The organism is Tychonema sp. LEGE 07196, assembly GCF_963890365.1.
In the GTDB taxonomy this organism is placed as follows: domain Bacteria; phylum Cyanobacteriota; class Cyanobacteriia; order Cyanobacteriales; family Microcoleaceae; genus Microcoleus.
In genome coordinates this window covers 1-24301 of sequence record NZ_CAWPRX010000167.1, presented here as the reverse complement: position 1 = coordinate 24301, position 24301 = coordinate 1, and the positions used below count along the sequence as shown (strand labels likewise).

The 24301-nt window shown below is 46.1% G+C and carries 25 protein-coding genes; 10 read left to right on the top strand and 15 right to left on the bottom strand.

The features are described 5' to 3' along the window. Nucleotides 1-288 precede the first annotated feature (288 nt). Nucleotides 289-1557, top strand: a complete 1269-nt coding sequence (gene sigC, locus AACV78_RS19205) for an RNA polymerase sigma factor SigC (protein WP_194010915.1) — start codon at nt 289-291, stop codon at nt 1555-1557. 245 nt (nt 1558-1802) lie between these two features. Then, nucleotides 1803-2330, top strand: coding sequence for a ferric uptake regulation protein (locus tag AACV78_RS19200; RefSeq protein ID WP_194010916.1), 528 nt, complete (start codon nt 1803-1805; stop codon nt 2328-2330). A gap of 170 nt (nt 2331-2500) precedes the next feature. On the opposite strand, the gene AACV78_RS28760 is transcribed toward AACV78_RS19200, so the two are convergent. The 13 genes from AACV78_RS28760 to AACV78_RS19140 all read right to left on the bottom strand — a co-directional run bounded on the left by AACV78_RS28760 (nt 2501) and on the right by AACV78_RS19140 (nt 14627). Next, nucleotides 2501-2629: a hypothetical protein gene (locus tag AACV78_RS28760; RefSeq protein ID WP_228042357.1), complete on the bottom strand. Its 129-nt coding sequence runs from the start codon at nt 2627-2629 to the stop codon at nt 2501-2503. A gap of 15 nt (nt 2630-2644) precedes the next feature. Then, nucleotides 2645-4084, bottom strand: a complete 1440-nt coding sequence (locus AACV78_RS19195; protein ID WP_194010917.1) for a peptidoglycan-binding domain-containing protein — start codon at nt 4082-4084, stop codon at nt 2645-2647. A gap of 620 nt (nt 4085-4704) precedes the next feature. Next, nucleotides 4705-4881: a hypothetical protein gene (locus AACV78_RS19190; protein WP_194010918.1), complete on the bottom strand. Its 177-nt coding sequence runs from the start codon at nt 4879-4881 to the stop codon at nt 4705-4707. A gap of 489 nt (nt 4882-5370) precedes the next feature. Then, nucleotides 5371-5832, bottom strand: coding sequence for an SH3 domain-containing protein (locus AACV78_RS19185; protein WP_194010919.1), 462 nt, complete (start codon nt 5830-5832; stop codon nt 5371-5373). A 229-nt stretch (nt 5833-6061) separates the two neighbouring features. Then, nucleotides 6062-7570 (bottom strand): AAA family ATPase, encoded by a 1509-nt coding sequence (locus AACV78_RS19180; RefSeq protein WP_194010920.1) that lies wholly within the window; start codon nt 7568-7570, stop codon nt 6062-6064. 422 nt (nt 7571-7992) lie between these two features. Further along, nucleotides 7993-8511, bottom strand: coding sequence for a YceD family protein (locus AACV78_RS19175; protein ID WP_194010921.1), 519 nt, complete (start codon nt 8509-8511; stop codon nt 7993-7995). A gap of 254 nt (nt 8512-8765) precedes the next feature. Continuing rightward, the gene (locus AACV78_RS19170; protein ID WP_194010922.1) at nt 8766-9239 is read right to left on the bottom strand and encodes a Jag family protein; all 474 of its coding nucleotides are present in this window, start codon (nt 9237-9239) and stop codon (nt 8766-8768) included. Nucleotides 9240-9250: 11 nt separating this feature from the next. Then, entirely contained in the window at nt 9251-10399 is a 1149-nt protein-coding gene (yidC, locus tag AACV78_RS19165) for a membrane protein insertase YidC (RefSeq protein ID WP_194010923.1), read from the bottom strand. Nucleotides 10400-10767: 368 nt separating this feature from the next. After that, entirely contained in the window at nt 10768-11160 is a 393-nt protein-coding gene (locus AACV78_RS19160) for a PH domain-containing protein (RefSeq protein WP_194010924.1), read from the bottom strand. After that, complete coding sequence (gene rnpA, locus AACV78_RS19155) at nt 11132-11539, bottom strand: ribonuclease P protein component (RefSeq protein WP_194010925.1); 408 nt, start codon at nt 11537-11539, stop codon at nt 11132-11134. Before rnpA ends, AACV78_RS19160 begins: the two co-directional genes overlap by 29 nt. A gap of 42 nt (nt 11540-11581) precedes the next feature. Beyond that, entirely contained in the window at nt 11582-11719 is a 138-nt protein-coding gene (gene rpmH / locus AACV78_RS19150) for a 50S ribosomal protein L34 (protein ID WP_006632320.1), read from the bottom strand. A gap of 573 nt (nt 11720-12292) precedes the next feature. Beyond that, complete coding sequence (locus tag AACV78_RS19145; RefSeq protein WP_194010926.1) at nt 12293-13981, bottom strand: HlyD family secretion protein; 1689 nt, start codon at nt 13979-13981, stop codon at nt 12293-12295. Between the two features lie 175 nt (nt 13982-14156). Further along, on the bottom strand, nt 14157-14627 hold the full coding sequence (locus tag AACV78_RS19140) for a MarR family winged helix-turn-helix transcriptional regulator (RefSeq protein WP_194010927.1): 471 nt from the start codon (nt 14625-14627) through the stop codon (nt 14157-14159). A 330-nt stretch (nt 14628-14957) separates the two neighbouring features. Between AACV78_RS19140 and AACV78_RS19135 the strand changes: the two genes are divergently transcribed. Beyond that, nucleotides 14958-15620: a class I SAM-dependent methyltransferase gene (locus AACV78_RS19135; protein WP_194010928.1), complete on the top strand. Its 663-nt coding sequence runs from the start codon at nt 14958-14960 to the stop codon at nt 15618-15620. A 102-nt stretch (nt 15621-15722) separates the two neighbouring features. On the opposite strand, the gene AACV78_RS19130 is transcribed toward AACV78_RS19135, so the two are convergent. Continuing rightward, a complete protein-coding gene (locus AACV78_RS19130) occupies nt 15723-16013 on the bottom strand; it encodes a DUF3349 domain-containing protein (protein WP_194010929.1) in 291 nt (96 codons plus the stop codon). 2 nt (nt 16014-16015) lie between these two features. Then, entirely contained in the window at nt 16016-16420 is a 405-nt protein-coding gene (locus tag AACV78_RS19125) for a DUF1308 domain-containing protein (protein ID WP_194010930.1), read from the bottom strand. A 35-nt stretch (nt 16421-16455) separates the two neighbouring features. Between AACV78_RS19125 and AACV78_RS19120 the strand changes: the two genes are divergently transcribed. The 7 genes from AACV78_RS19120 to AACV78_RS19090 form a co-directional block, all read left to right on the top strand. Then, the gene (locus AACV78_RS19120; protein ID WP_194010931.1) at nt 16456-17166 is read left to right on the top strand and encodes a M15 family metallopeptidase; all 711 of its coding nucleotides are present in this window, start codon (nt 16456-16458) and stop codon (nt 17164-17166) included. 303 nt (nt 17167-17469) lie between these two features. Next, nucleotides 17470-18543, top strand: coding sequence for a glucose-1-phosphate thymidylyltransferase (locus AACV78_RS19115; RefSeq protein WP_194010932.1), 1074 nt, complete (start codon nt 17470-17472; stop codon nt 18541-18543). Between the two features lie 187 nt (nt 18544-18730). Further along, a complete protein-coding gene (locus AACV78_RS19110) occupies nt 18731-19288 on the top strand; it encodes a hypothetical protein (RefSeq protein WP_194010933.1) in 558 nt (185 codons plus the stop codon). Between the two features lie 84 nt (nt 19289-19372). Further along, nucleotides 19373-21502, top strand: coding sequence for a glycosyltransferase (locus tag AACV78_RS19105; RefSeq protein ID WP_194010934.1), 2130 nt, complete (start codon nt 19373-19375; stop codon nt 21500-21502). Between the two features lie 168 nt (nt 21503-21670). Then, on the top strand, nt 21671-22741 hold the full coding sequence (locus AACV78_RS19100; protein ID WP_194010935.1) for a glycosyltransferase family 4 protein: 1071 nt from the start codon (nt 21671-21673) through the stop codon (nt 22739-22741). 83 nt (nt 22742-22824) lie between these two features. After that, nucleotides 22825-23907, top strand: a complete 1083-nt coding sequence (locus AACV78_RS19095) for a glycosyltransferase family 4 protein (protein ID WP_194010936.1) — start codon at nt 22825-22827, stop codon at nt 23905-23907. A gap of 3 nt (nt 23908-23910) precedes the next feature. Continuing rightward, nucleotides 23911-24301: hypothetical protein (locus tag AACV78_RS19090; protein ID WP_194074325.1), on the top strand; the 391-nt coding region annotated here is incomplete at its 3' end.

The window sequence follows — 24301 nt, the reverse complement described above, 5'->3', positions numbered from 1 at the left end:
GTCACTTGTTTTTAGCCTGTCACTATCTATACTAGCTATACAAACAAAGAAGTACAACGCACTTTTCTGGCCTTCAACCTGTTACATCAGAAAGTTCTTAGGGTTTTCCTGAATCTTTGTAAAAGAAGTGGGGCTGCCAAAGTTCGATCGAACAACAGCAAAAAAAGTCACAAAAGTTAGTAAAGAAACAAACAGCGGTGATGGTTCGTCCTAATAAAGCGGGCATCATAATTATAAATAACCGCTAAGCGTAGCATCTTTTCACCCGGAGCAACTGAGAAAATCACTATGCCAGCCACCTCTTTTTACGCTGAAGCTGAATTCGACGAACAACTGCAAGTCAATCCATTGCAAGATGTAGATGTGTTGGATGAAGATGCTGAAGAAGCTGGGGACGAACTCATCGACCAACGCGCAGCAGAGATTGAGGATGCAGAGACAGCATCCAAATTGCAAAAAAATGCCAGCCGCCGCACTACGGATTTAGTGCGCCTTTACTTACAAGAAATCGGTCGCGTTCGTCTCTTAGGTAGAGACGAAGAAGTTTCTGAAGCTCAAAAAGTTCAGCGCTATATCAAACTACTGGAATTACGCAGTACCGTCGCCTCTCAGGAAGAAGGGCTAATTGGGCGCTTTGTTCATGTAATAGAAGTGCGCGATCGTCTGTCCGCACAGTTGGGACACAAGCCTTCCCTGGAACGCTGGGCATTAACAGCAGGTGTAGGCGACGTGCCAGAACTAAAACGAATTATGTCCGAAGGCAAGCGCCATTGGGCAGAATTGGCAGAGATGACTGTCGAGGAGATAGAAAGAATTCAAGCTGAAGGCATCGAAGCAAAAGACCACATGATTAAGGCCAACCTGCGCCTGGTTGTTTCGGTAGCGAAAAAATATCAAAATCGCGGTTTAGAGTTGCTAGATTTAATACAAGAAGGTACTCTCGGATTGGAGCGAGCCGTCGAAAAATTCGACCCGACGCGGGGCTATCGGTTTAGCACCTATGCCTACTGGTGGATTCGGCAGGGAATTACGCGGGCGATAGCTACTCAAAGCCGCACCATCCGCCTCCCCGTTCACATCACCGAAAAACTTAACAAAATCAAAAAAGCCCAGCGCAAAATTTCTCAAGAAAAAGGTCGGACAGCTACCATCGATGATATCGCGATCGAGCTGGAAATGACACCATCCCAAGTCCGAGAAGTTTTGTTGCGAGTCCCGCGCTCTGTTTCTCTGGAAACTAAAGTGGGCAACGAAAAAGATACAGAATTGGGCGACTTGCTCGAAACCGACAGCATCTCCCCAGAAGAAATGCTGATGCGAGAAGCTCTGCACCGCGACTTGCAGCAACTTTTGGCAGATTTGACCAGCCGCGAACGAGATGTAATTCTGATGCGCTTTGGTTTGGGCGACGGACACCCCTACTCTCTGGCAGAAATCGGTCGTGCTCTCGACTTGTCCCGCGAGCGAGTCCGCCAAATAGAAGCTAAAGCTTTGCAAAAACTCCGTCAACCAAAGCGTCGCAACCGCGTCCGCGACTATTTGGAGTCTCTCAATTAAATTAATGGGCGTGCATCTACTGTCGGTTTCTGAATCTAGATAGAAGACGGAAAGCAGAAGTATTGATTTCTACTTCTCAAGGATTTCTATGTCTTCTGTCTGGAGCTTTTGGGCCTATTTGCCATCAAAAAATATCAAAAAATAAATTTTTTCCTCAACCTTTTTTCAATAAGCTCGGATATTTGCACAATATCTCGATCGTTGTGTATGATTGTCAATAGGCAGACTTTCTTGAGAGGGTCATAATGGCACTTTACACCGCGTCTTCATTCAAATCCGAACTCAATGACAAAGGCTGGCGGATGACTCCCCAACGGGAAACCATCTTGCACGTTTTTCAAAACCTCCCCAAAGGCAATCACCTGAGTGCTGAGGATTTGTACACTTTGTTGAAAAATCGCGGAGAAAACATTAGCTTGTCCACCATTTACCGAACTTTAAAGTTAATGGCAAGGATGAGCCTACTCCGGGAACTCGAACTAGCAGAAGGTCACAAACATTATGAAATAAATCAGCCTTATCCGCACCACCACCACCACTTAGTCTGCGTTCAGTGCAACAGAACGATCGAATTTAACAACGATTCGATTTTGAAAACAGGTATGAAGCAAGCTGAAAAGTCTGGATTGCACCTGCTAGACTGCCAGCTAACTATTCATACGGTGTGTCACGAAGCTTTGCGGATGGGATGGCCGTCTTTGGTTTCGAGCAATTGGTCTTGTCCGAAGTCGATCGCCGAAAACGGCCACAACGTTCTGGAGTCAATCGAGTGAAGGTACACTATTTTCGCGTTTCAAGTACAGATTGTTACAATAATTAATCAAAAACCGGCGCAAGTGCGACCGCAGTTACGCCGAAACCGGTTGTTTAAGGCAAATACATCATTTGACGAATGACTCGGAAGTTAGAAACCCGATTTGTTTGATGTAGCGTCCGCAAGTCCCTAAAAAGTTTGACTCAACAAATCGTCACTGCTAACGCCGTAACTGCGCTGAGATCGATCGAGGGTATCTCTCGTCTGAGCATCCAAAACTCCGGTGACTGAACCCCTGTAAAAGCCGAGGTCTTGCAGCCACCTTTGTCAGTATTAAATGCTCGATCGACGAGAATTGACAGTGCTGCTAATCGGAACAGCAGGAACAGGCAACCTCCGAGCCAATCCGTTTTGAATTTCGGCCAAAGTTGCCGGAGTGGCAATACCCGTCGCCGGAGACAAATTGCGTTCCTGCTGAAACGACAGCACCGCCCATTCAGTCTCGGCTCCAAATACTCCGTTCACCGGGCCGGGATTTTTGCCCAGACTTCTGAGTGCTGATTGAAGCTGTAGCACTGCAGGCCCTTTATCACCCCGCCGGATACCCCTTGCGACTGGCTGCTGCGCCTTTGCTGCCTGCCTGTGGCCTAGTCGCAAAGCCGATCGAGTGCTGCGATCCACCCGACCAGTCCCGAACATCCCGCTATCTTTCTGAAACCGGATCAAAGCTATCTGAGTTGGTCGATCGAACCAACCGTGAATCTGGCTCCTGTAATAACCCAATTGTTGCAGCCGCCGCTGCACAAATTCAACTTCTCGGCCTGTGTCGCCCAACTCCAGAAAATCTCCAGCATTACTCTGCTCGTCATTTTCTCCAGGATATAAGGTAATTTGATTAGACCTCATCTCCGCATCGATAGCAGTCAAAGTGGCAGTGTCAGCGCAGCCGTCAGAAACTAAATTATAATCTTGCTGAAAACGAGTCACAGCATAAAGAGTGCGCTCGCGAAACTTGCCGTCAACGTCGCCTTCAAAATAACCCAAAGCTTTTAACTGCCGCTGGATCAAGTCTACCGTCGCCCCTCTGTCCCCGAAGCGCAGCCCCTTGCAACCGCCATTTCCCGAAATATTCCCCCCAGGCGTAGCGGGCGGAATCTGCCCGATGGAGCCAAACAGCAAAGCTAAAGTTTGCTGGTCAGCAACTCCAGTCACCCGCAGCCCATTAATTCGCTGGAAATATCTCACCGCACGGACAGTAACTTCGCGAAAATTTCCTGTGGGATGAGTGTTGAAGTAGCCTAGCTGCTGCAACCTGCGCTGGAGGGCCGAAACCTCTGAACCCGTGTCTCCAAAACTGAGTTCGGTATAGCTATAGTTTGTATAAGTAGTTTTAAAAGGTCGATCGTCCTGGGCTAAACTGTTGAGAGCGATCGCCGTAGCTCGATCGGGCCGGCCAGTCAGCGACAATTGATAGTCTCGTTGAAAGTTAGTCAGAGCTTGTCTAGTTACCGGGCCTAGCTGACCGGTGGAAGATCGGGGAAAATAGCCGAGTTCCCGCAACCGGTCTTGAACAGAGCGCACATCTGGACTAACAGGATCTATTTGAGCAAAAGCCGAACCTGCCGCGCTCAAAACCGACAGCATCAAGGCCAGAGACAACAAACGGACATAAGTCTGAGTCGATCGGTTTGGCCACTTTGGTCCATCAACAATTTTTGACTCTGCGGGTGCTTCGCAAACAAGAGCAAGTTCGAGGTAGGCGAGAGATTCCATAAATTTTTACTGTTAAATTGTGGCTGTGGTGTACGAGCAAACTCAAACTGAGCTTTGGATTGCTGCGATTCTATCAAGACTGAGTTTTACCTGTTCGCACGAAGCAACCCTGTTTCTCAAAAAAAATTGCCTTCAAAAATAATTACAGGTAACAACCAAGATAGCATCGCAGTTTGTACTGACGCGAGTGTCAGGCAAAAAGTTTGCAGCCACATCTTAACCTCGATCGCCAAAAATGATAAATTTTTGAGTCAGTCCTGACATACTGCCCAAAATGCGGTTTATGGCTCTATCACCGATGGGATTGACCGCACAGGCGCGGTTAAGGTTCCTAGTGAAGACTTGCATACGCTCCATGACAACAGACTAAAGTCCGCCCTACGAAACGTTTTTGTTGCGGTCATCGACCGGAGATGATGTTATGGGTATTTTTGACTAAATTTTTATTTTTGATTGATAAAAATATTCTTTATTGAATAATCAATCCAAATTCCCACCCTTGCTGGTTGCAAATAGGGGTGGGAATTTGTATTGAGTTTGATCTATTACAATCACAAAAACCAAATCAAACGGACACGATATTATTGGTTAAATGTTCGTCTTAAAAATGGGACATTAACTTAAATTAAGCCGAACCGATCGCAAATCAAAGCTACTCCCGCCGCAAAAACAGTAATGGCCAAAGCTACCAGCGGGTTTTGGCCTCTGCTGACTGCAAAAGAAGTGACCACCCCAGCTCCTAATGCCGCAGTTACAGCAGCAGTCGCCAAATCTCGATCGGGACGTTTGTCGTACATATCTTTTATTTTTGGTAGCTATTAAGCTGAAAAGTTACCTCTTGGGATCAAAGCTATCACTGTTGCTTCTGCCTAGGTCACAAATCCCTCAGTTTCGCAACTAAGCTTAAAATTTTGCTAAGTTTCTTAACATACTCTCATTAATTAGATAGCTTTTACTTATACAAAGCCTGGTCTGGGGGTGGGATTTTTGGTTAAAAAACCTTTGCGCTGCTTGGCTTTAATGTCAAATTGCTGATTTTGCTCGGACTCGCACCCACAGTCTCAGAGTCTCTGATTGCCATCCCAAATATTGCAAATAAAGTTTACTTTACTTTTATAAATAAATGTGATATTGAGTTTTTGAATCGGAGATTAAGATTAGACTTGTTGCGTAGATTTTCGCTCTCGGAAACCCCAGGTATCAGGCCGATCGACGCTTTCTTAAGGCTGGTAATTTCCCGATCGCGGATCAGGGTTGTCGTGCAGGACTTGAGATCGGCTATTGTCCTATTCACCTTCGACTTTTGCAGTATTGCCGCCCTTTACCCAACCTTCCCGATTCCCATCCTCAACCCGAATTCGCTGCCACTCTTTGTCCGGGGAATCTTCTAAAACTACGACTTTTTCGTTGTAACCGACACCGCCAATCCGGTTTGAGTCTCTGCTTCCACTGTCTCGGAGAATTAAGCCGATGGGCTGAGTCACTACAGCTCGGTAAGCTCCAGGTTCTAAGGGTTTCGGAGACTGCTCATCGCTAGATGTAGAAACAGGGCTAGCTTGCGCTGTTGACTTGGGTTTTGCGCCGGCAACCTGAACTGCTGTTTTATCGTTGGAAAACATCGGTTTTTCGGGCACAGTAGTTAGCTTAGCGGCAAAGTAAAGTGCAGCCGCCACGCTAGCGCCTGCCATGAGGACGATCGCTAGCAGAAAACCCACTAAAAACTTGAAAACGCTATATATACTGTTCATATGAAAAAGGAAGAAGGAAGAAGGAAGAAGTCATTAGTCAGTAGTCAGTAGTCAGTAGTCAGTAGTCAGTAGTCATCAGGAAGACGGAATCGGGAATCGGGAATCGGGAATCGGGAATGGAGGAGTCTGGAATGGAGGAATCGGGAATGGGCGGGATAGACTTTGGGAGCTAAGTTTTAGCTGCGGGTAAATGCCGAATACTGACTATCTGCACAATGTCTTCGAGCGACTATCCCTGAATCCGGCGGCTCAGACTGCCGTATCTAGAAGCAAGGCGAGCTTTCCCAGCAGCGGCCCAATCTTGTAAAAATTGGATTTGCTCGCTCGCCGTTCTGGCTAAGGGTACCATCTGACTGGCTGATTCTAAAATATCATCTGTGGTAAAGTCTCGATTTTGGCTAAACCCAATGTGCATGGCTTCAATCAAAGTTTGCTCGATTTCGGCACCCGAAAAATCGGGAGTTTCGTAAGCCAAGCGCTCTAAGTCGTAATTTTTGATACTGTGCGATCGCAACCGCAATAAATGTACCTCAAAAATTGCCCGCCGTTCCTCCTGACTGGGCAAACCTACAAAAAATATTTCGTCAAACCTGCCTTTTCTGAGCATTTCCGGCGGCAAAGACTGGATGTTGTTCGCCGTAGCGACTACAAAAACCGGTGAAGTTTTTTCTGCCAGCCAAGTAATAAAAGTCCCGAACACGCGGCTGGTTGTCCCGGAATCGCCTTTACCGTCCAATCCCGAAAAAGCTTTATCAATCTCGTCAATCCACAGCACGCAAGGGGCCAAGGCTTCGGCTAGCTGAATCATTTGTCTGGTGCGCGATTCCGATTCGCCGACTAATCCGGCAAATAAGCGCCCGACATCCAATCGCAGCAAGGGTAAATGCCAGTGGTGGGCGATCGCCTTTGCAGTTAAGGATTTGCCCGTTCCTTGAATTCCGACTAACAACAGGCCTCTCGGATGCGGCAAACCGTATTGACGGGCTCGTTCGGAAAAAGCACCGCCGCGCCGCAGCAGCCATTCTTTGAGATTGTCCAAACCGCCGATATCGGAGATGTTTTCGCGGGCTGGGTAAAAATCGAGAATTTGAGTTTGGCGGATTGTTTGGCGCTTTTCTTCTAAAATCAGTTCCGCGTCGTCTGGGTGCAGTTCGCCTCTGGTGGCGATCGCCTTTGCCAAAACTCGCCGGATTCGTTCGATCGACAGACCTTGACAGGATCGCACTGTTTCGTCCAGCAAACGCCCTTCTATGGCTTGTCCGGTAGACCCTAACAGTCTTTCCACCTCAATTTTTATTTCCGCCGCCGCAGGCAGGGGAAACTCCAAAACTGTGATTACTTCGCTGAGGTCTTCGGGGATCGAAGTTATGGGAGAGACGATGACAATATTTTTGGGCATCGATTTGAGGAGTCTCGCCAAATTCCGCAGCTTGCGGGAAATTGAAACATCTTCTAAAAACCGCTGAAAGTCTCGCAAAATAAAGATCGCCGGCGCGGATGCGGGCAATTTTTCGAGAAATTCTAAAGCTTGCAGGGGGTTGCGCTTGCCAAAACCGGCATCGTTGGGATTTCCTTGGTAGCCGTCAACAAAATCCCAGATGTAGACTGCACGAGAACCCTGTTTTTTGGCGCATTGGGCGATCGCTGCTTCGACGCGCTCTTCTTCCCGTGTGGGAATGTAAATTAGGGGGTAGCGCGATCGTAGCAGCAGTTCAAATTCGTCGCTAAAAATAGTCATTAGTTATTAGTCATTAGTTATTAGTTATTAGTCATTAGTTATTAGTCATATCCTGTCCGGTAGATTGACAGAGCTAAAATTGGACTTGTGTGGACTTTAGAATACAAAACAATGCGGAATAAAGTCCACACTACGAACCGTTTTTGTTATTGTAATCGACCGGGTACGAGCTCATTAGTCATTGGTGGCTAGCTGGTGTTATTTTTTTGAACTCGTTATTCCACCGTTCTTAGTGGTTAGCTACGGAAGCATTTGTTTCGGAGAGTAAAAATATTTTTTGTTTGAGTGCGATCTAGGAAGATCGCACTCGCGTGTAAAAGCCAAACTCAAATACTTCATTAATTATTGACTATTGACTATTGCCAACTGCTTTCCTGTCAACTGCTTTCCTGTCAACTGCTTTCCTGTCAACTGCCAACTGACTAAGGCAATTTCCGTTTAAGTGCTGCCAAAGAAGCCCAGCGACTGTCCGATAATGTTTCTGAGCTTTCTGTCTCAGCAGCATCATCATCATTTATATCTATTCCCGGACATTCAATATCGCATAGATGTTTGTGCGGTAGTTCCAAACACATTTGCTGGTACACCCAATCACTCGGAGAAAAAGAGCCTGTAGGTGGCAAATTTTCCACCAAATCTTCTAAATCAACTTCATATTCTCCTGAACTTGCATCGGGCTGAAGGTTTTTTTCTTCCAACCAAATTATTTCAGAAGATCGCAGTTTTAAACGATGATTGTATTGTTTCAAGCATCTGTGGCAAGTTAGAGTAACAATTGTTTCTGCTTTTGCTTTCACTTCAAGATAATTACCTTGGTGAGCAACTTGCAATCGTCCCCGCACCGGAGTGAGAGTTTCTAAATCGGGAATAAATTCTTCAAAATCAATAACCTCTTTCCGCTCTAATTTTGTGAGTAGATGAGGAATATAAATTGTCTCCATAATCATCTTTCGCCGTTTTATGCTTTTCGTCTCAAGGCACAAGTCAGTCGATTTTAGATTTTAGATTTTAGATTTTAGATTTACTTCACAGATGAATCTGGGATCTGAAACTTTGGTCTAAAATTTTGGAATATCCACTTCTGACATCGGGGGCTTGTACCTGTTTTTGGGCTGATTCAAAAGTCAAAAGTCAAAAGGAATAGCTAATTTTGGGCTGTTTCCTTTTTCCTTTTTCCTTTTTTCCTTTTTTACCGTCAGCGCCGACGCACTACCAAACGCCGATCGGGTTCATGTCCTTGACTGTAAGTTTCTAGATCTTCATATTCGCTCAAAAAACCGTGGACTTGACGGCGTTCTGCTGAAGACAACGATTTTAGTTCAATTTCAGTTCCTGTCGATCGCGCTTGATCTGCTGCATACTCAGCCATCGAGCGCAATTCCTCTTGGCGGCGGATGCGATAGCCATTGAGTTCCACCGTATAAGGAATGGACTCTTCTGATTCGTTACCTATGTTCGCAATCGCGTTGCAGAGGTACTGAATCGCATCTAGTGCATCACCGTCAGGCCCGACTAAGATTGCAACTTGTTCGGGAGTCAGATTGCTGTGATCTATGGTCATCCAATAGCAATCTTTTTGTTGTTCGCATACCACTGTTGAAGGAATTGCGGACAGTTTTAGCAATTCTTCTAACCATTCCTGTCCGCGCTGCATTTGAGAGTCTTTCATTTTTGTTAAAATCAAGCCTTTTTCTTAGAACGCTTTGGTTCAAAGGGAAGTGCATCTAATCCCTGTTCTTTTTGAGTTTTCGCCTCTGCTTCGTCCACGATTTTTTGGAGATTTTCAGGCAGCGGTTCTCTGGACAAAATAAACGCTTGAACTGTTTGGAAGATGTTAGCAATCAGCATATACATCAACACGCCAGCGGGCAGCGGGAAGAACAAAAACATCCCCGAAAATATGACTGGCGTTAGTTTGTTGACTGTCGCCTGTTGGGGGTTGTCGTTTGGCCCTTGTGCTTGTCCCGAAAGGGTTTGGTTGATGTACAAACTAATGCCGAAGCCGAGGATCATCACCAAAATATCCCAGTGGATCTTACCATCTGGGTCGATCGCGCCAACGCGGCCTAGAGCTTCAATAAACAGGAATCCTTTGTTGGCGGCCAATCCGGGGATTATGCCTTCAACAGTGATTTCACCGGGCGCTAAGGCTGTGATGTTGCCCTGTTCGTCTACGTTGACGAGTTCTTCGCCTTTGATAATTTTCCAGCGGGGTTCAAGGTCTATTTCGGTGTTATTTTCTGTCGCTATGCTTTGAAGAGCTTTGCCCTCAGAGGTTTGAAAATTTATTTTGGTTGTGTCGCCGACTGCGAGTTTGTTGCCGCCTGGAATCACGCCCACAATTGGAGCGTGAAAAGTACCTGTGAAGTAAATATTTTGGGGCGGTGTAGCAAAAGCTTGCGGTTGAACAGTTTCGATTTGTTCTTTCGGGACAATTTCAAGGTTGACGTTGTAATTTATGTCAGAAAATGGCGAACCCCTGAGCGTTGCGAAAAGTGCAAACAGCACTGGCATTTGCAGCACCAACGGGAAACATCCTGCTAGAGGGTTGCCAAATTCTTTGTAGACTTGGCTCATTTCCTCCTGCTGTTTAGTAGGATTGTCTTTATAGAGTTTTTGAATTTGATCTACTCGCTCTTTCATCAACGGCTGGGCTACTTTCATACGTCGCATATTGCGAAGAGAGCCTGCGTTGAGAGGATAAAGAGCAAAGCGAATCACGAGCGTCAGAGCTACGATAGCTAAACCGTAGCTTGGCACGATCCCGTAGAAAAAATCTAGGATCGGCAGCATTAGGTTGTTGGAGAGAAACGAGATACCAAAATCCATTCGCTTGTTCGTTAATTTAGCTGCTCTTTGTTTGCTGTTGAGAACTATTTTTACCCGCTGAAGGCGGGCCGTCTCACTTTTTAGGCTTTTGTCTATATCTTAGGACATTGCCTGTCGATCGACCGCCCGGCCGGCAGGTTTTTGTAATCAATTGGCTAATACTCGCCCTTACTATCACCCAACAAACGGACACAAGCGCCCGAATTCTGTCGTTAGCAGCCTCTAATTTTAGACCTTTGTTCAACATTCCAGATTCATCGGCAGCAAATAAATCTCAAATTTCAAACTTGTTCACTTGCGTTGTCGAAGAATCTGCAAATGCAAAAATAGACTAATTTGGGCTTCAAACTAGGGTGAAAACGCTGCGGTTATTTAGTTTTAGCCGCGTTGGCTTTTTGAGCGGCTGCGGGCAGTTTTTCGTTAATGTAATCATACATGGCTCGGAATTTCGGAATCGATCGCAATTCTAAGCGGCCGCCATTTTTCATTGTCAGCACCATGTCTCCGTAACTCCCGAAACCGCGAGGTACTGTGACCATTTTGACTATATCGGAGTAGATAACATCTGTGCGATCGCGCCCCATCCAACCGCTAGTTATGGAGACACGGCGGCTGGTGATCCGGTAGCGCAGCCACAGAGCCCGTACAATTGCTCCTACTGCGAGGGGGATTCCCACGACAGTAAGCCCCAGGAGCAAGTTCACGATCAAGTCTCCAAGCGCGGGGCCGCCTTCATAATATACTTCCTCTCGAATTCCCATCTAGTACCTCGGCTTCTACCAACAACTGCTCTAATTCTTGCAGAATTTCTGCATAATTGCACTCTTGTGCGATCGGACGCACGACAATTACTAAATCCCACCCAAATTTTAATCTGGGCAATAGCTCTCGCAAAGCTGCCCGAATCTGGCGCTTAATCCGGTTGCGGACTACAGCGCGCTTGCTCACCTTGAGACTGATAGAAATGCCCGTGCGAGTTGGTGGCACCGATTTCTCGGCTGTCGTCGGTTTGTTTAATTCGACACTTTTGGGTTTGCGAAGAGCTCTTAAGCTGAAATGAGCCGAGTTGCGGCGCATTCCCTTGCGGTAAACGGCGCTGAAGTCTTTTCGGTGCTTGAGTCGGTTTGTAGGAGGCAACATGGTAGCTGCGATCGTTGAGGCTTCTCCACCAAGGCTGCAGTGCTAGACTGCGAGGCGGTGGCGACCTTTGCTGCGGCGGGCTTTGATTACCAATCGACCGGTGGCGGTACGCATTCTGGCGCGAAAACCGGATGTTCTTTTTCTTTTGCGGCTGGTTCCGTGCAGGGTTTGCTGTGTCATTTAGATTTCTCCCGGCTTGTTACTTTACTTTTGATTAATATTCACAATCTGGTAGTGTACCATAAAGTTGTTTTATTCGCAAAAAAAACTTAGATTCGCGATATAATGAGGTTTTAATATTGTTTTTAAGGCAATAAAAATAATCTTCCAGAAACTTAGCCCGTGCATAAATTTCCAGAAACCGGGTTGATTCCGATCTCTTTAGCTGCGTTACAAAGATAATCGCAGAAACCCGGTTTCTTAGCCTGTGCGTAAATCTCCAGAAACCGGGTTGATTCCGATCTCTTTAGCTGCGTTACAAAGATAATCGCAAAAACCCGGTTTCTTAGCCTGTGCGTAAATCTCCAGAAACCGGGTTGATTCCGATATCTTTCGCTGCGCTACAAAGATAATCGCAAAAACCCGGTTTCTTAGCCTGTGCGTAAATCTCCAGAAACCGGGTTGATTCCGATATCTTTCGCTGCGCTACAAAGATAATCGCAGAAACCCGGTTTCTTAGCCTGTGCATAATTGCCAGAAACCGGGATTCTGCGACCAAACCAGTCTTATTAGCCTGTGTAATGACTGCTTAATTTATTTCAGTTCAACATTTACCGTAGCAGACATCCCCGGTGCGATCCGAGATTCGTAGCCTTTAATGCTTTCGGCATCAAACACAACTTTTACCGGAATCCGCTGCACTACTTTGGTGAAGTTTCCCGTCGCATTGTCGGGAGGCAATAGGGAGAATTGAGCGCCAGAAGCTGGGGAGAAACTATCGAGATGACCTTCAAATTTGCGGCCACCAAAAGCATCTAATTTAATCTCAACTTTTTGGCCTGGTTTCATCTTTGCCAGTTGCGTTTCCTTGAAGTTAGCAATTATCCACAAATCGTTGCTGACGATCGCCATTAATGGACTTCCCGGCTGCACCCGCTGCCCGACTTCAACCGATTTGCGGCCGATTTGTCCGGCGGCTGGTGCGGTGATATTAGTGTAGGAAAGTTGCAGTTGAGCGTCTTTAACCGCAGCTTCCGATTGGGCGATCGCAGCCTTAGCAGCATCATACTGCGATCGGCTGACTTTAGTTTGCTCGCCCGTAGCTTGAGCTTGTTGCAACCCGCCCTGGGATGCAGCGAGTTTCGCTTCGGCGGTACTGATACCTTCTTGGGCTACGGCGACTTTAGCTCGAGCGCTGGCGACACCGACTTGAGCTTGGGCGACTTGAGCTTCAGCTTGTTTTACCCCTTCTCTAGCTTGGGCTACTCCTGCTTGGGCTTCGACTACGCCTTCTTTGGCTTGGGCTAAGCGCGCTCTAGCTTGGGCAATTCCTTGTTGGGCTGCGGTGGTTTGGCCTCGGGCTACTTCATAGGCGGCTCTAGCTGCGTCTAGTTGCTGGCGGGCGATCGCACCTTCTTCTTGCAAGCTTTCGTACCGTTTGTAATCAGCTTGCGCTTTCACTAGCTGAGCTCGCGCTTGCACTAGCTGAGCTTGCGCGGCTGCAATACCGGCTTCGGCTTCCGTCACTTTGGCTTGTGCTTGGGGAATTCCAGCTTCGGCTTGGGTGACTTTGGCGATTGCTGCGGGCACGCCAGCTTCGGCTTGGGCGACTGCGGCTTCGGCGGCGGGTACCCCTTGTTGGGCTTCTTTAATGGCTGCTTGGGCGGTGGAAATGCCAGCGTTGGCGGTGCTGATATCTCCTCGGGCTTGGGCTGTTTTGCCTTGGCTGGTTTGAGAGGCGAGGGCAATATTGGCGATTGCTGCTTCGGCTTGGCGGCGGGCGTTTTCTAAGGCTGCTTGGGATTGTTGCAGTTTAATTTGGTAGTCGCGGGGGTCGAGTTTAATCAGCGGTTGTCCGCGTTTGACTTGTTGGTTGTCTTTTACTAAGACTTCGCTGACTGTACCGTTGATGCGGCTGCTGACTTGGTGGATGTGTCCGGCAACTGTGGCGTTGTCGGTTTCTTCGTGGATGGAGGCGTATTGCCAGTAGTGGTAGCCGAAGCTGCCCGCTGCGATCGCCCCGATGCCCAATACAGCGAAAATTAGTGGTTTCTTGGACTTTTTCTTGGGTGTTTCCGACGGCGGCAGGGGTGGTTGGATTTCTGTTTCTGGGCCGGTTTTGACCTCGGCGCTGACTTCTGTTTCTGGGGCGGGGATTACTGGTAGGCTTTTGGCTATGGTGTCATCGATCGGCTTTTCTAATACAGCTACTGCTTTGCTTTTGCCGTTGCCGTTGCCGTTGCCGTTGAATTCTGCTTGGTTGATTTCGTTTGTGTCTTTCATGATATTTGGCTCCTGATTCTTTAATAAGATGTCGTTTGTTTAGGGTACGTAGTTTTTATTTATTAAGACGGCTTTTTTTGGTGCTATCAAAGAGAATACGTAGTATTTTGCAGTTATTTGTAATTTAGTGGAGGTAGATGCTGCAGCGCTTCACTCGAAAGAGCGATTTGTCGGTTTAGGAAAGATTAACGATCGCCCGATCGACCAATTGGGAAAACAGTTGTCGTTCGGCTTCTGGAATGCCTTCCATAGCTCGCGAGCGGGTTTCAGCTACCAGCGGGGGTAATACCTCTTGCAGTTGGGAACCAGAGTCTGTCAGCCAAATGCGCCATATACGCCGATCGCGCGTGTCTCTCTCCCGGCGGACTAGGCCTCTTTCTTCCATGCGATCGATCACGCCCGTCAGCGTCCCGCCTACCTGTTGCAGTTTGTCGCCAATGCTGGAAGTCGGCAAACCGTCTTCTTGCCACAAGCAGCACAGTACCAGCCAGTGGAAAGGTGTCAGCCCGAAGGGTTCGAGTATTTCTTGCAGCCTGCGAGTTCCTAGCTGCCCCAGCAGTTTGAGCCGATAGCCCAAGCTTTGGGGAGCAAGAACGTCGTGCCACTGAGCTAGATATTTGCGATCGACAGTGGATGTAGTAACCATCGGTTTATTACTTAGCGTTCGTACTATCAGTGTAAAGTGTATTTGGGAAGTTGTCAAGGGGGAAAGTAGAATTTTTGGTTAGGGCAAATGCTGCGCTAAAACTGCGAACCCAACCGGGTTGAAACCCCTTGGGTGGCGGACTGGCGAACTCGCCCGCTGGCCGACTCGCCCACTCGCCCAGACTGTGGCGTTGCAGAGGGTGTCTAACTTTCAACTATCCATCGCGCCCTCAACCACCATGCAAGCCGGATTTCCTTCTGGGGAAAGGTGTTTACAAATCTTAATTGTTCTTAAACTAGAAAGAGTAAATCTTATTTGCGATCGGACTTTATGTTGCTTCCAGACTCTTTGCGTACCAAGTTAGACGACACCGACGATACACTGTTCTATTCCTCTCCTCGGTTTGTGACTCATGTAGATGACGGGTTTATTCAGCAACTAACCGATTTGTATCGGGAACGGCTCAAACCCAATACTCGGATTTTTGATATGATGAGCAGTTGGGTGTCTCACTTGCCGGAAGAAATGGAATTTGCCCATGTCGAAGGCCACGGCATGAATGAAGAGGAGTTAGCAAAAAATCCCAGGCTGAATCATTATTTCTTGCAAAATTTGAACGCAAATCCCAAATTGCCGCTGGCAGATGCAGAATTTGACGCAGTTGTCAACTGTGTATCGGTGCAGTATTTGCAACAGCCGGATGCGATTTTTGCCGAAATTCGCCGCATTTTGAAGCCCGGAGGCGTAGCAATTATCAGCTTTTCTAACCGGATGTTTTATCAAAAGGCAATTGCGGCTTGGCGGGAAGCTGCGGAGGGCGATCGGGTACAATTGGTCAAGAGTTACTTTGATTCGGTCAAAGGAGCGAACATACCCGGATTTAGCAAACCGGAAGTAGTTAGTAAACAATCTAACTTACCGAGTTTTATGCAAATGCTGGGGATGGGAGGCGGCGATCCATTTTATGCGGTAGTTGCTTACCGCCAAAGTTAGAATTTTTTTGAGGTTTGTAGTGAAGACTTTAATCCTAGGATTTTTATGAATACTTTACTCTTCACTACAAACTTGCCCGGAGTTGAGTAATTATAAAAACAGTTACTCTTCTAGCCATTCTGCGTAACCGCAAGCCAGCAAACGATCCTTCAGCTTAGCAATAGCTTCAGCATCCGGTTCACCGGTTGAACCGACCCCATATACATCATTCAGAACAAGATAATAATCTTTACCTGTACAGTGTGCCATGACTTCTGCTAAATTGCGATCGGACATTTCACCGTAAAGCAGTGCCAAAAGCGGAAAATAATCCTCATGTTTAACTCCGTCAGGAAAAGCACGGTGAATCAACTTATAGGTACTCAACAAATAATGTTCAATAGCAACTTTCATTGTTAGTTTCCCGTTAAACGACACGGAGGGTGGACGTACACGCTGAAATCAACACCTTGACCGCTTATTGCCCTAACAGCTTTAGCATCTGCTGTCATGGTTGTGATGCCCAACTGGTCTCCTGTTCCCAAAATTATTATATCATTTGCGCCTAAGTTTCTAGTTATCTGCAAATTTAACGATCTAACAGAAGGATTGTCGCGAATGACATCCACTCTCTGAAGGAATCGACTTGCTCGCGCTTGCTCCAAGGAACCTGCTATGCTTTGAACAATATTAGTCAACTCATTAAAAGCCGTCTGAGTCATCACCATTTGCTGTCCTTGCACGTATTGTCGCAACTGAGCGCGGACTGGCGAATTTTCGGAAATAAATGCAATTCCCGTGCTAGTATCTAAATTGAGCATTTAAATAAAAAATACAAATTCATCACAATTATACTGTGAAACCATATCAGCAAATAGCGATCGATGAATGCGGCGAACCCTTAGTGCCAATTCCCACCGAACATTTTGCCTTAGAAACGCCGCACCCCTATCAAAAACTCGGTGCTCCTTATCACAACAGCAAAGCAGATTCGCCTTACTATTTGCGGCAAGGAGTTGTCAAGAGTTTAACAAAAGCTAAAACGCAACTACAGCAACATTATCCTCATTGGCAAATTCTAATATTTGACGCTTATCGGCCGGTAGAAGTTCAGCAATTTATGGTAGATTATACTTTCAATCAAATTGCTGTAGCTCAAGGCTGCGAATTTCCGGTTTCCGAAGACAAACGCGAAGTAATTATCAATCACGTATATCAATTTTGGGCCGTACCGAGTATGGATCTAGCTACGCCTCCGCCTCACAGTACAGGCGCTGCTTTAGATATAACTTTAGTGGACGAAAATAATCAAAAAATTGATATGGGTTCTCCGATTGATGAAACATCAGAACGCTCTTATCCCGATTATTTTGCCAATAGCAAGCAGCCTCACAAACAGGAATATCACCTGCACAGGCAAATATTAAAAGATGCCATGATAGCTGCTGGTTTTCAGCAGCATCCTAACGAGTGGTGGCATTTTTGTCTGGGCGATCAAATGTGGGCTTGGTTGACAAATAACAATAATAGTGGTAATAACGTTATCGCTAGATACGGTCGCTATTAAACTATTTGAGATTTGCCATTTTTCGATTTGAGATGACTGAATGCTCGATCGACTATAAATCAATTGGACAGCAACCGCCAAGAGACTGAGAAAGTTTTCGCATTGCTCAAACCCTTGCTTTGATTGCTGCTTCCTTCTTCCTTCGTGCTTATTTTTACCTCGATTGAAGCCTTTGAAGCCTTCTTTCTGCTATCGAGCCTATTGCCAGCGGGGTAGCGGTGCTTTAAAATTAACCAGAGCGAACAAGTGCAGGCAAATCGAGCCAGCACCGCAAACCCTAAAGGATAACTTAGATTTCACCCCATGAAAGCACTCATCCTCTCTGGCGGCAAAGGAACACGCTTGCGTCCCCTAACCTATACGGGTGCTAAGCAGTTGGTTCCTGTGGCAAATAAGCCGATACTGTGGTACGGAATAGAAGGAATTGTGGCGGCTGGGATTACGGATATTGGGATTGTTATTAGTCCCGAAACTGGGGAAGAGGTGAAGGCGAAAACTGGAGATGGATCTCGCTTCGGTGCAAAAATTACTTATATCTTGCAATCAGAACCGGCGGGACTCGCTCACGCGGTGAAAGTTGCCCGACCGTTTTTAGGCGATTCTCCGTTTATTATGTATTTGGGAGATAACTTAATTGAAAATTCGCTAGATCCGTTTTTAGAGATTTTTCAAAAGCAAAAACTAGACGGTCTAATTTTGTTGCGTCCTGTTGTCAATCCCTCGGCTTTCGGTGTGGCAAAAGTTGATGAAAACGGGCGAGTTTTGCAGTTGGTAGAAAAACCAAAAGTTCCACCGTCGAATTTAGCACTGGTAGGAATTTACTTTTTTGCTCCTACTATTCATGAGGCGATCGATCAAATTCAACCTTCGCCCCGCGGCGAACTGGAGATTACTGATGCTATCCAACAGCTCATCAATCAGAAAAAACAGGTAGAAGCCTGTAATTTAGAGGGTTGGTGGCTGGACACGGGGAAAAAAGATGATTTGCTGAGTGCAAATCAAATCATTTTAGATAGCCGTATCGTAGCTTCATCTGAATTGAAAGTAGACAGCACAAGTCAAATTATCGGGCGCGTACAAATAGGCGAAGGAACGGAAATTATTAATTCTACAGTTCGCGGGCCTGTGGTAATTGGAGAAAATAGCCGCATTGAAAATTGCTTTGTCGGGCCTTACAGCAGTATTGGCGATCGCGTGACGATGATTGATGCTGATATCGAACACAGTGTAATATTGCAAGGGGCGAAAATAATTGGCATTCATCAGCGAATTGTTGATAGCGTGATCGGGCAGCGAGCTCAACTTATTAATGCGCCGGCGCGTCCAAAGGCTTTGCGGTTTATGATCGGTGATGACAGTCAAATTGAGTTAACTTAAGTTGAGACGCGCACCATTTTCCTAGGCAAAATCTAGGGAATGGCGGGCGGTTTGTAGGGTGCGCGCTGCGCGCGGGTTGACCGATAATTCACGGGATACTGTGCGGCGCACGCCTAAATTCACGGGATGGTGTTACATTGGCGGGATGGTTCGCAGTGGGAACCCTAGGTTTTAAGGAGGTGAAAGATTGGAGTCCGAAGAAATACCAACTCAACAAATTATAGATAAATTGCGACAAACTTTGGAGCCGCGAATTGGTATTGCTGATTCGGTGATGTTTGCAAGAGAAAATAGTGCGATCGCCAGAGATGAAGATGACGAAGATATCGCGCTTTTGAAGACTGGTTTCGACATTTACAACGTCCCCATTACTTCTTACCAGAGACAACTGGGTTCCGCAGTCATAGCCGTTAGGAAAATCGTCCGAAAATTGCTCAGACCGGTACTGGAACGACAAGTAATTTACAACTTTGCTAATACCCGCGTGGTGCAAACGTTGAGCAGACAGTTGCAAAAATTGCAAGAAAATCAACAAAATCTAGAGATAAAAATTGTATCAGAGTTCAGTGGCTGTCTTCCCGAAGTTAAAGCACAGCTTGAGACTCAACAACAGGCGATCGCCAATTTTCAGTCAGAAATAGAGGAAATTAAAGCAGTGCAGCAGCAACAGACTGCTATTTTAGAGATGATTGCCGCTCAATTGGGCGATCGATCGCCATCAAATATCAAAAATGACCCCAAATAATTTGCTAACAAGGCTCAGGGTTATTCGCGCCAGCAATTCTTCAATCTAAAATCTAAAATCTAAAATCTAAGAATCTAAAATCGAATGACTGTACTGCCCATATGCTCGTTGATTATAGTCAATTATAACAATCTGCGCCACACTAAAGATTGCTTGAAATCTCTACAAAAACTTACCTATCCAGAAGAACAACTTGATTTAATTGTAATTGATAATTGTTCTCAAGACGATTCGGTTAATGCTTTGCGCGAACTGTTTCCTAAAGTTCGGATATTTGTTAATTCCGCGAACAACTTCGCCAAAGCTCTCAACCTCGGAATCGGCGAAGCAAAAGGGGAATATATCGCTTTTTTAAATAATGATGCAACCCTTGACAGTCGCTGGTTGGAAATATTAGTAAAACGGCTAGAAACTGACAATAAAGTCGGCGCTGCTAGCGGTAAATTGTTGTTTAAAGACGGGCGAATTAACAGCGCGGGAATTCAGCAATTACCTGAGTTTTATTGGCAAGATATTGGTTTTGGCGAGAAAGATTCGGGACAGTACGATACAGAAGGGGAAGTCGAGGGGCTTTGTTGGGCGGCGGTGCTTTTTCGCAGGGAATGTCTGGAAGATGTGGGGTCGATTGATGAAGATTTTGTGATGTATTTTGAGGATGTAGAGTTTGCGAAACGCTGCTCTAAACGGGGTTGGAAAATGCTTTATGTTCCCGCAGCTATCGCCCATCACGAGTATCGGGGTTCTAGTAAAGGTAGCAAGCTGACTGAGTATTTCTGCAACCGCAATCGGTTTTTGTATTTGGCGAAACACGAACCTTTACAATTAGTTAAGGCGATTCATACTTCAGATTTTTTTTCTAACAAACAGTACAATTTGCTGTTCGAGAGTTTGTTTGTGGCGATTAAAAAATTGCTAGATTATCAGAAACCGGAAATCATCGCAAATGTACTCCCGCAGTTGTTGGAAAAGTTGGCGGTGATTTACAGCCGCAGCAAGGTCGATCGCATTTTACCTCGATTGCAGGTGGTTCGGGGCGATCGCAAAATGTCGATCGCCATTTACGATCACGGACTCCATTTTATCGGCGGCGGCCAAAAATACGTCGCTACCATCGCCTCGCTGCTGCAAAATGAATTTGATATTACCTTCATCGCCAACAAACCCGTTGCTGTTTCCGACTTAGAATCGTGGTACGGGCTGAATCTTTCTCGATGCAAAATTAAAATTATTCCGTTGCAGTTTTACGACAAACGCGGAATGCAGTGTATCGATTCCAGCATCATCGTGGAGGACATGGAAAATCCCTTTGATGAAATTTCCAGAGAAAGCAAAAATTACGATATTTTCATCAATGCTAACCAACTAGAAAAAGTGAAACCGCTATCGCCGATATCAATATTTTTTTGCCACTTTCCCAATGTTTTTCACAACCGTCACTTTGCTGTGGATGACTACACTTTTATTATTGCCAACAGTCAATTTACTGTCAAGTGGCTGGAAAAACGCTGGAACTTGCAGCCAACTTTTTTACTTTATCCGCCCGTGGAAATGGCAACGGTGAAAGTGGCGAAAGAAAAGGTCATTTTAGCTGTGGGACAGTTTGAAGCTGGGGGAACAAAAAAGCAAATTGAACTAATTAAAGCTTTCCGCAGTTTGCTAGCAGACTATCCCGATCGACTTCAAGGATGGCGGCTGATTTTAGCTGGTAGCAGCATTCCCAAAAATCCTTATTTAAAGACGGTTCAAAATTTATTGAGGCAAGATTCAAGGGCGATCGAACTCAAAGTTAATGCTTCTTTTGAAGAAGTAAAATTGCTTTATGCTAAAGCGAGCATTTTTTGGCACGGCTGCGGTTTGGGTGAAGTGAATCCTCAAAGATTTGAACATTTCGGGATGGCGACTGTGGAAGCAATGCAAAACTGTTGTGCTCCGATCGTCTTTGCTGGTGGTGGCCAAGTGGAAATTGTCGAACACGGGCGATCGGGTTTTTTGTTCAATACCGTTGAGGAACTTTGCCAGCATTCGCATCAACTAATTGTTAATCCCGATTTGTTAGCTGAACTTCAAGCTGGTGCACAGCAGCGCAGTCAGAAGTTTAGACTTGCAGGTTTTGAGAAAAAAGTCAATAGTTTTTTTGAGATTATTCACCAAGAATATGCTACAATTCGGCTGCCAAATCCTGCTGATATTGCTCAAATGCTCGATCGACCTTAAAGGCTAATTAAAAAATCCGCCAGGGGTTTTTAATTCCTGACTCAAAGCTCAACTCCTCTTGAATAAAACTAATATCAAAGTCGATTTTATTAGCATTTCATTCAATCCCCCTCTGCTGCGGACTTTGTATGTGTAGTCGCGACTTCCAGTCGCCGGATATCTAAAATCATGTCTAATTCACTGTTAATCAATTTATCCTTCTTAACTCCCGAACCTACGGGAATCGGAACCTATGCCGCCAATCTTTTCCCGCAACTGCAACAGCTAGAACCAACATTACTCGCTTCCCAGCAAATTGATAATTATAGTTGCTATCAAATACCCGAAACTTTGAGTCCGAATCGAGGGCCGAAGGGACAAATTAACAGGCTGCTGTGGACTCAATTTAAATTGCCAAAAATTTACAATAAATTACAGTCAAGCCTAATTTTTTCGCCAATTCCCGAAGCACCTTTGTATTCAAAATGCCGCTACATTGTTACGGTACATGATTTAATTCCTTTGCGGTTTCCCCAAAAATTTTCCCGCTTGACGGCTTATTTTCGCTACTACATACCGCAGGTTTTGCAGCAAGCGGAACACATTATTTGCGATTCTGAAGCAACGGCGGCGGATGTTGCTAACTTTTACCAAATCCCGCGTCAGAAAATGACGGCAATTCCCCTAGCTTGCGATAATATTAATTTTAGATATCTCGACTTGCCAGCTAAAAATTATTTTCTTTATACAGGGAGACACGATCCTTACAAAAACTTAGAAAGATTAATTGCTGCATTTGCGAGTTTGCCCGATCGCACAAACTACGAATTGTGGCTGGCGGGGCCTCCCAACGCCTACACAGCGCAGTCGATCGCCCAAGTTGAAGAATTGGGTTTACAATCTTCAGTAAAGTTTCTCGGTTACGTTGCCTATTCTCAATTGCCCGTACTAATGAATCAGGCGATCGCCCTCGTATTTCCCACACTTTGGGAAGGATTCGGCTTGCCAATTTTGGAAGCAATGGCCTGCGGTACACCAGTCATCACTTCCAACCTGTCATCAATGCCAGAAGTCGCCGGAGATGCAGCATTATTAGTCAATCCTTACAGCGTTGGAGAAATTGCCGACGCCATGCAAACAATAGCCAGAGATTCCAAAGTGCGATCGAACTTAAAAAAAGCCAGTTTAGCGCGATCGGCTCAATTTAGCTGGAAAAAAACCGGAGAAGCAACCGCCAAAATCTTACAACAACACCTTTAAAACCTCCCTCTCTGCGCCTCTGCGCCCTCTGCGGTTAAATAAAAAAAAATCCCACCAAAAAACCGCAATCTACAAATTATCCCATGTCCAATCCCCAATCCAACCTGCTAATTAACCTTTCCTTTCTAATTTCTCAACCAACAGGCTTAGCCATCTATGCCAAAAATCTATTTCCCCACCTAAATTCTCTCAATCCCACCTTACTTACAGCCCAGAATTTTTCCAACAATAACTGCTACGAAATTCCCGCCAACCTCACACCAGAACAAGGAAGCAGAGGACACATCAATCGATTGCTGTGGACACAAACCCAACTACCAAAAATTTACAAACAGCTAAAATCTAACTTATTATTTTCTCCAATTCCCGAAGCTCCTTTATTTGCAGGTTGTCGCTATATAATTACAGTACACGACCTAATAGCGCTGCGATTTCCCCGCCGCTTCGATCCGCTGACACCTTATCACCGCTACTACATTCCGCAAGTGTTGCGACAGGCTGAACATATCATCTGCGATTCCGAATCGACGGCCAACGATCTCATGAATTTTTGCAAGATTCCCAGTTCTTTGATTTCGCGAATTTTTCCCGGCTATGATGCGAGTTTTTTTAAGTTTCTAGACTTACCAACAAGCAATTATTTTCTTTATATGGGCCGCCACAATCCCCATAAAAACGTGCAGCGAGTTGTATCAGCGTTTGCAGCTTTACCCAAGAATTCCGAGTACGAATTGTGGATAACAGGTTCCGAAGATCGGCGCTATACGCCGCTGCTGAAGGCGCAGGTTCAAGAATTGGGATTGTTCGATCGAGTAAAATTTCTAGATTATCTCCCGGCTGCTGACTTGCCCAAAGTCATCAACCGGGCGATCGCCCTGCTATTCCCCAGTCTTTGGGAAGGATTCGGCCTCCCCGTACTCGAAGCAATGGCCTGTGGCACTCCTGTTATCACCTCTAACCTGTCTTCGATGCCAGAAGTCGCGGGGGACGGCGCACTGTTAGTCAATCCCTACAGCGTCCAGGAAATAGCCTCTGCTATGCAAGAGCTTGTAACGGATGCCAAAGCTCGATCGCACTTGCGGCAACTCGGTTTGGCCAGAGCAAAACAATTTAGCTGGGAAAAGACAGGCCGGGAAACTGCTGCTATTCTCGATCGATATCTTTAATCTTTGACGAAGGAAGAAGGAAGAAGGAAGAAGGAAGAGGGAAGAGGGAAGAGGGAAGAAGGAAGAGGGAAGAGGGAAGAGGGAAGAGGGAAGAAGGAAGAGGGAAGAAGGAAGAGGGAAGAGGGAAGAAGGAAGAGGGAAGAGGGAAGAAGGAAGACGGGAGAGGGAGAGGGAAGAGGGAAAAGGAAGATGGAAGAGGGGAGAGGGAGAGGGAAGAAGGAAGACGGGAGAGGGAAGAGGGAAGAGGGAAAAAGGAAGATGGAAGATGGAAGAGGGAAGAGGGAAGAAGGAAGACGGGAGAGGGAGAGGGAAGAGGGAAAAGGAAGATGGAAGAGGGGAGAGGGAGAGGGAAGAAGGAAGACGGGAGAGGGAAGAGGGAAGAGGGAAAAAGGAA

What these genes read in the sequence shown, in the direction of transcription:
- sigC (WP_194010915.1), top strand. Translation starts at nt 289, where the DNA reads ATGCCAGCCACCTCTTTTTACGCTGAAGCTGAATTCGACGAACAACTG.
- AACV78_RS19200 (WP_194010916.1), top strand. Translation starts at nt 1,803, where the DNA reads ATGGCACTTTACACCGCGTCTTCATTCAAATCCGAACTCAATGACAAA.
- AACV78_RS19195 (WP_194010917.1), bottom strand. Translation starts at nt 4,084, where the DNA reads ATGGAATCTCTCGCCTACCTCGAACTTGCTCTTGTTTGCGAAGCACCC.
- AACV78_RS19190 (WP_194010918.1), bottom strand. Translation starts at nt 4,881, where the DNA reads ATGTACGACAAACGTCCCGATCGAGATTTGGCGACTGCTGCTGTAACT.
- AACV78_RS19185 (WP_194010919.1), bottom strand. Translation starts at nt 5,832, where the DNA reads ATGAACAGTATATATAGCGTTTTCAAGTTTTTAGTGGGTTTTCTGCTA.
- AACV78_RS19180 (WP_194010920.1), bottom strand. Translation starts at nt 7,570, where the DNA reads ATGACTATTTTTAGCGACGAATTTGAACTGCTGCTACGATCGCGCTAC.
- AACV78_RS19175 (WP_194010921.1), bottom strand. Translation starts at nt 8,511, where the DNA reads ATGGAGACAATTTATATTCCTCATCTACTCACAAAATTAGAGCGGAAA.
- AACV78_RS19170 (WP_194010922.1), bottom strand. Translation starts at nt 9,239, where the DNA reads ATGAAAGACTCTCAAATGCAGCGCGGACAGGAATGGTTAGAAGAATTG.
- yidC (WP_194010923.1), bottom strand. Translation starts at nt 10,399, where the DNA reads ATGGATTTTGGTATCTCGTTTCTCTCCAACAACCTAATGCTGCCGATC.
- AACV78_RS19160 (WP_194010924.1), bottom strand. Translation starts at nt 11,160, where the DNA reads ATGGGAATTCGAGAGGAAGTATATTATGAAGGCGGCCCCGCGCTTGGA.
- rnpA (WP_194010925.1), bottom strand. Translation starts at nt 11,539, where the DNA reads ATGTTGCCTCCTACAAACCGACTCAAGCACCGAAAAGACTTCAGCGCC.
- rpmH (WP_006632320.1), bottom strand. Translation starts at nt 11,719, where the DNA reads ATGACACAGCAAACCCTGCACGGAACCAGCCGCAAAAGAAAAAGAACA.
- AACV78_RS19145 (WP_194010926.1), bottom strand. Translation starts at nt 13,981, where the DNA reads ATGAAAGACACAAACGAAATCAACCAAGCAGAATTCAACGGCAACGGC.
- AACV78_RS19140 (WP_194010927.1), bottom strand. Translation starts at nt 14,627, where the DNA reads ATGGTTACTACATCCACTGTCGATCGCAAATATCTAGCTCAGTGGCAC.
- AACV78_RS19135 (WP_194010928.1), top strand. Translation starts at nt 14,958, where the DNA reads ATGTTGCTTCCAGACTCTTTGCGTACCAAGTTAGACGACACCGACGAT.
- AACV78_RS19130 (WP_194010929.1), bottom strand. Translation starts at nt 16,013, where the DNA reads ATGAAAGTTGCTATTGAACATTATTTGTTGAGTACCTATAAGTTGATT.
- AACV78_RS19125 (WP_194010930.1), bottom strand. Translation starts at nt 16,420, where the DNA reads ATGCTCAATTTAGATACTAGCACGGGAATTGCATTTATTTCCGAAAAT.
- AACV78_RS19115 (WP_194010932.1), top strand. Translation starts at nt 17,470, where the DNA reads ATGAAAGCACTCATCCTCTCTGGCGGCAAAGGAACACGCTTGCGTCCC.
- AACV78_RS19105 (WP_194010934.1), top strand. Translation starts at nt 19,373, where the DNA reads ATGACTGTACTGCCCATATGCTCGTTGATTATAGTCAATTATAACAAT.
- AACV78_RS19100 (WP_194010935.1), top strand. Translation starts at nt 21,671, where the DNA reads ATGTCTAATTCACTGTTAATCAATTTATCCTTCTTAACTCCCGAACCT.
- AACV78_RS19095 (WP_194010936.1), top strand. Translation starts at nt 22,825, where the DNA reads ATGTCCAATCCCCAATCCAACCTGCTAATTAACCTTTCCTTTCTAATT.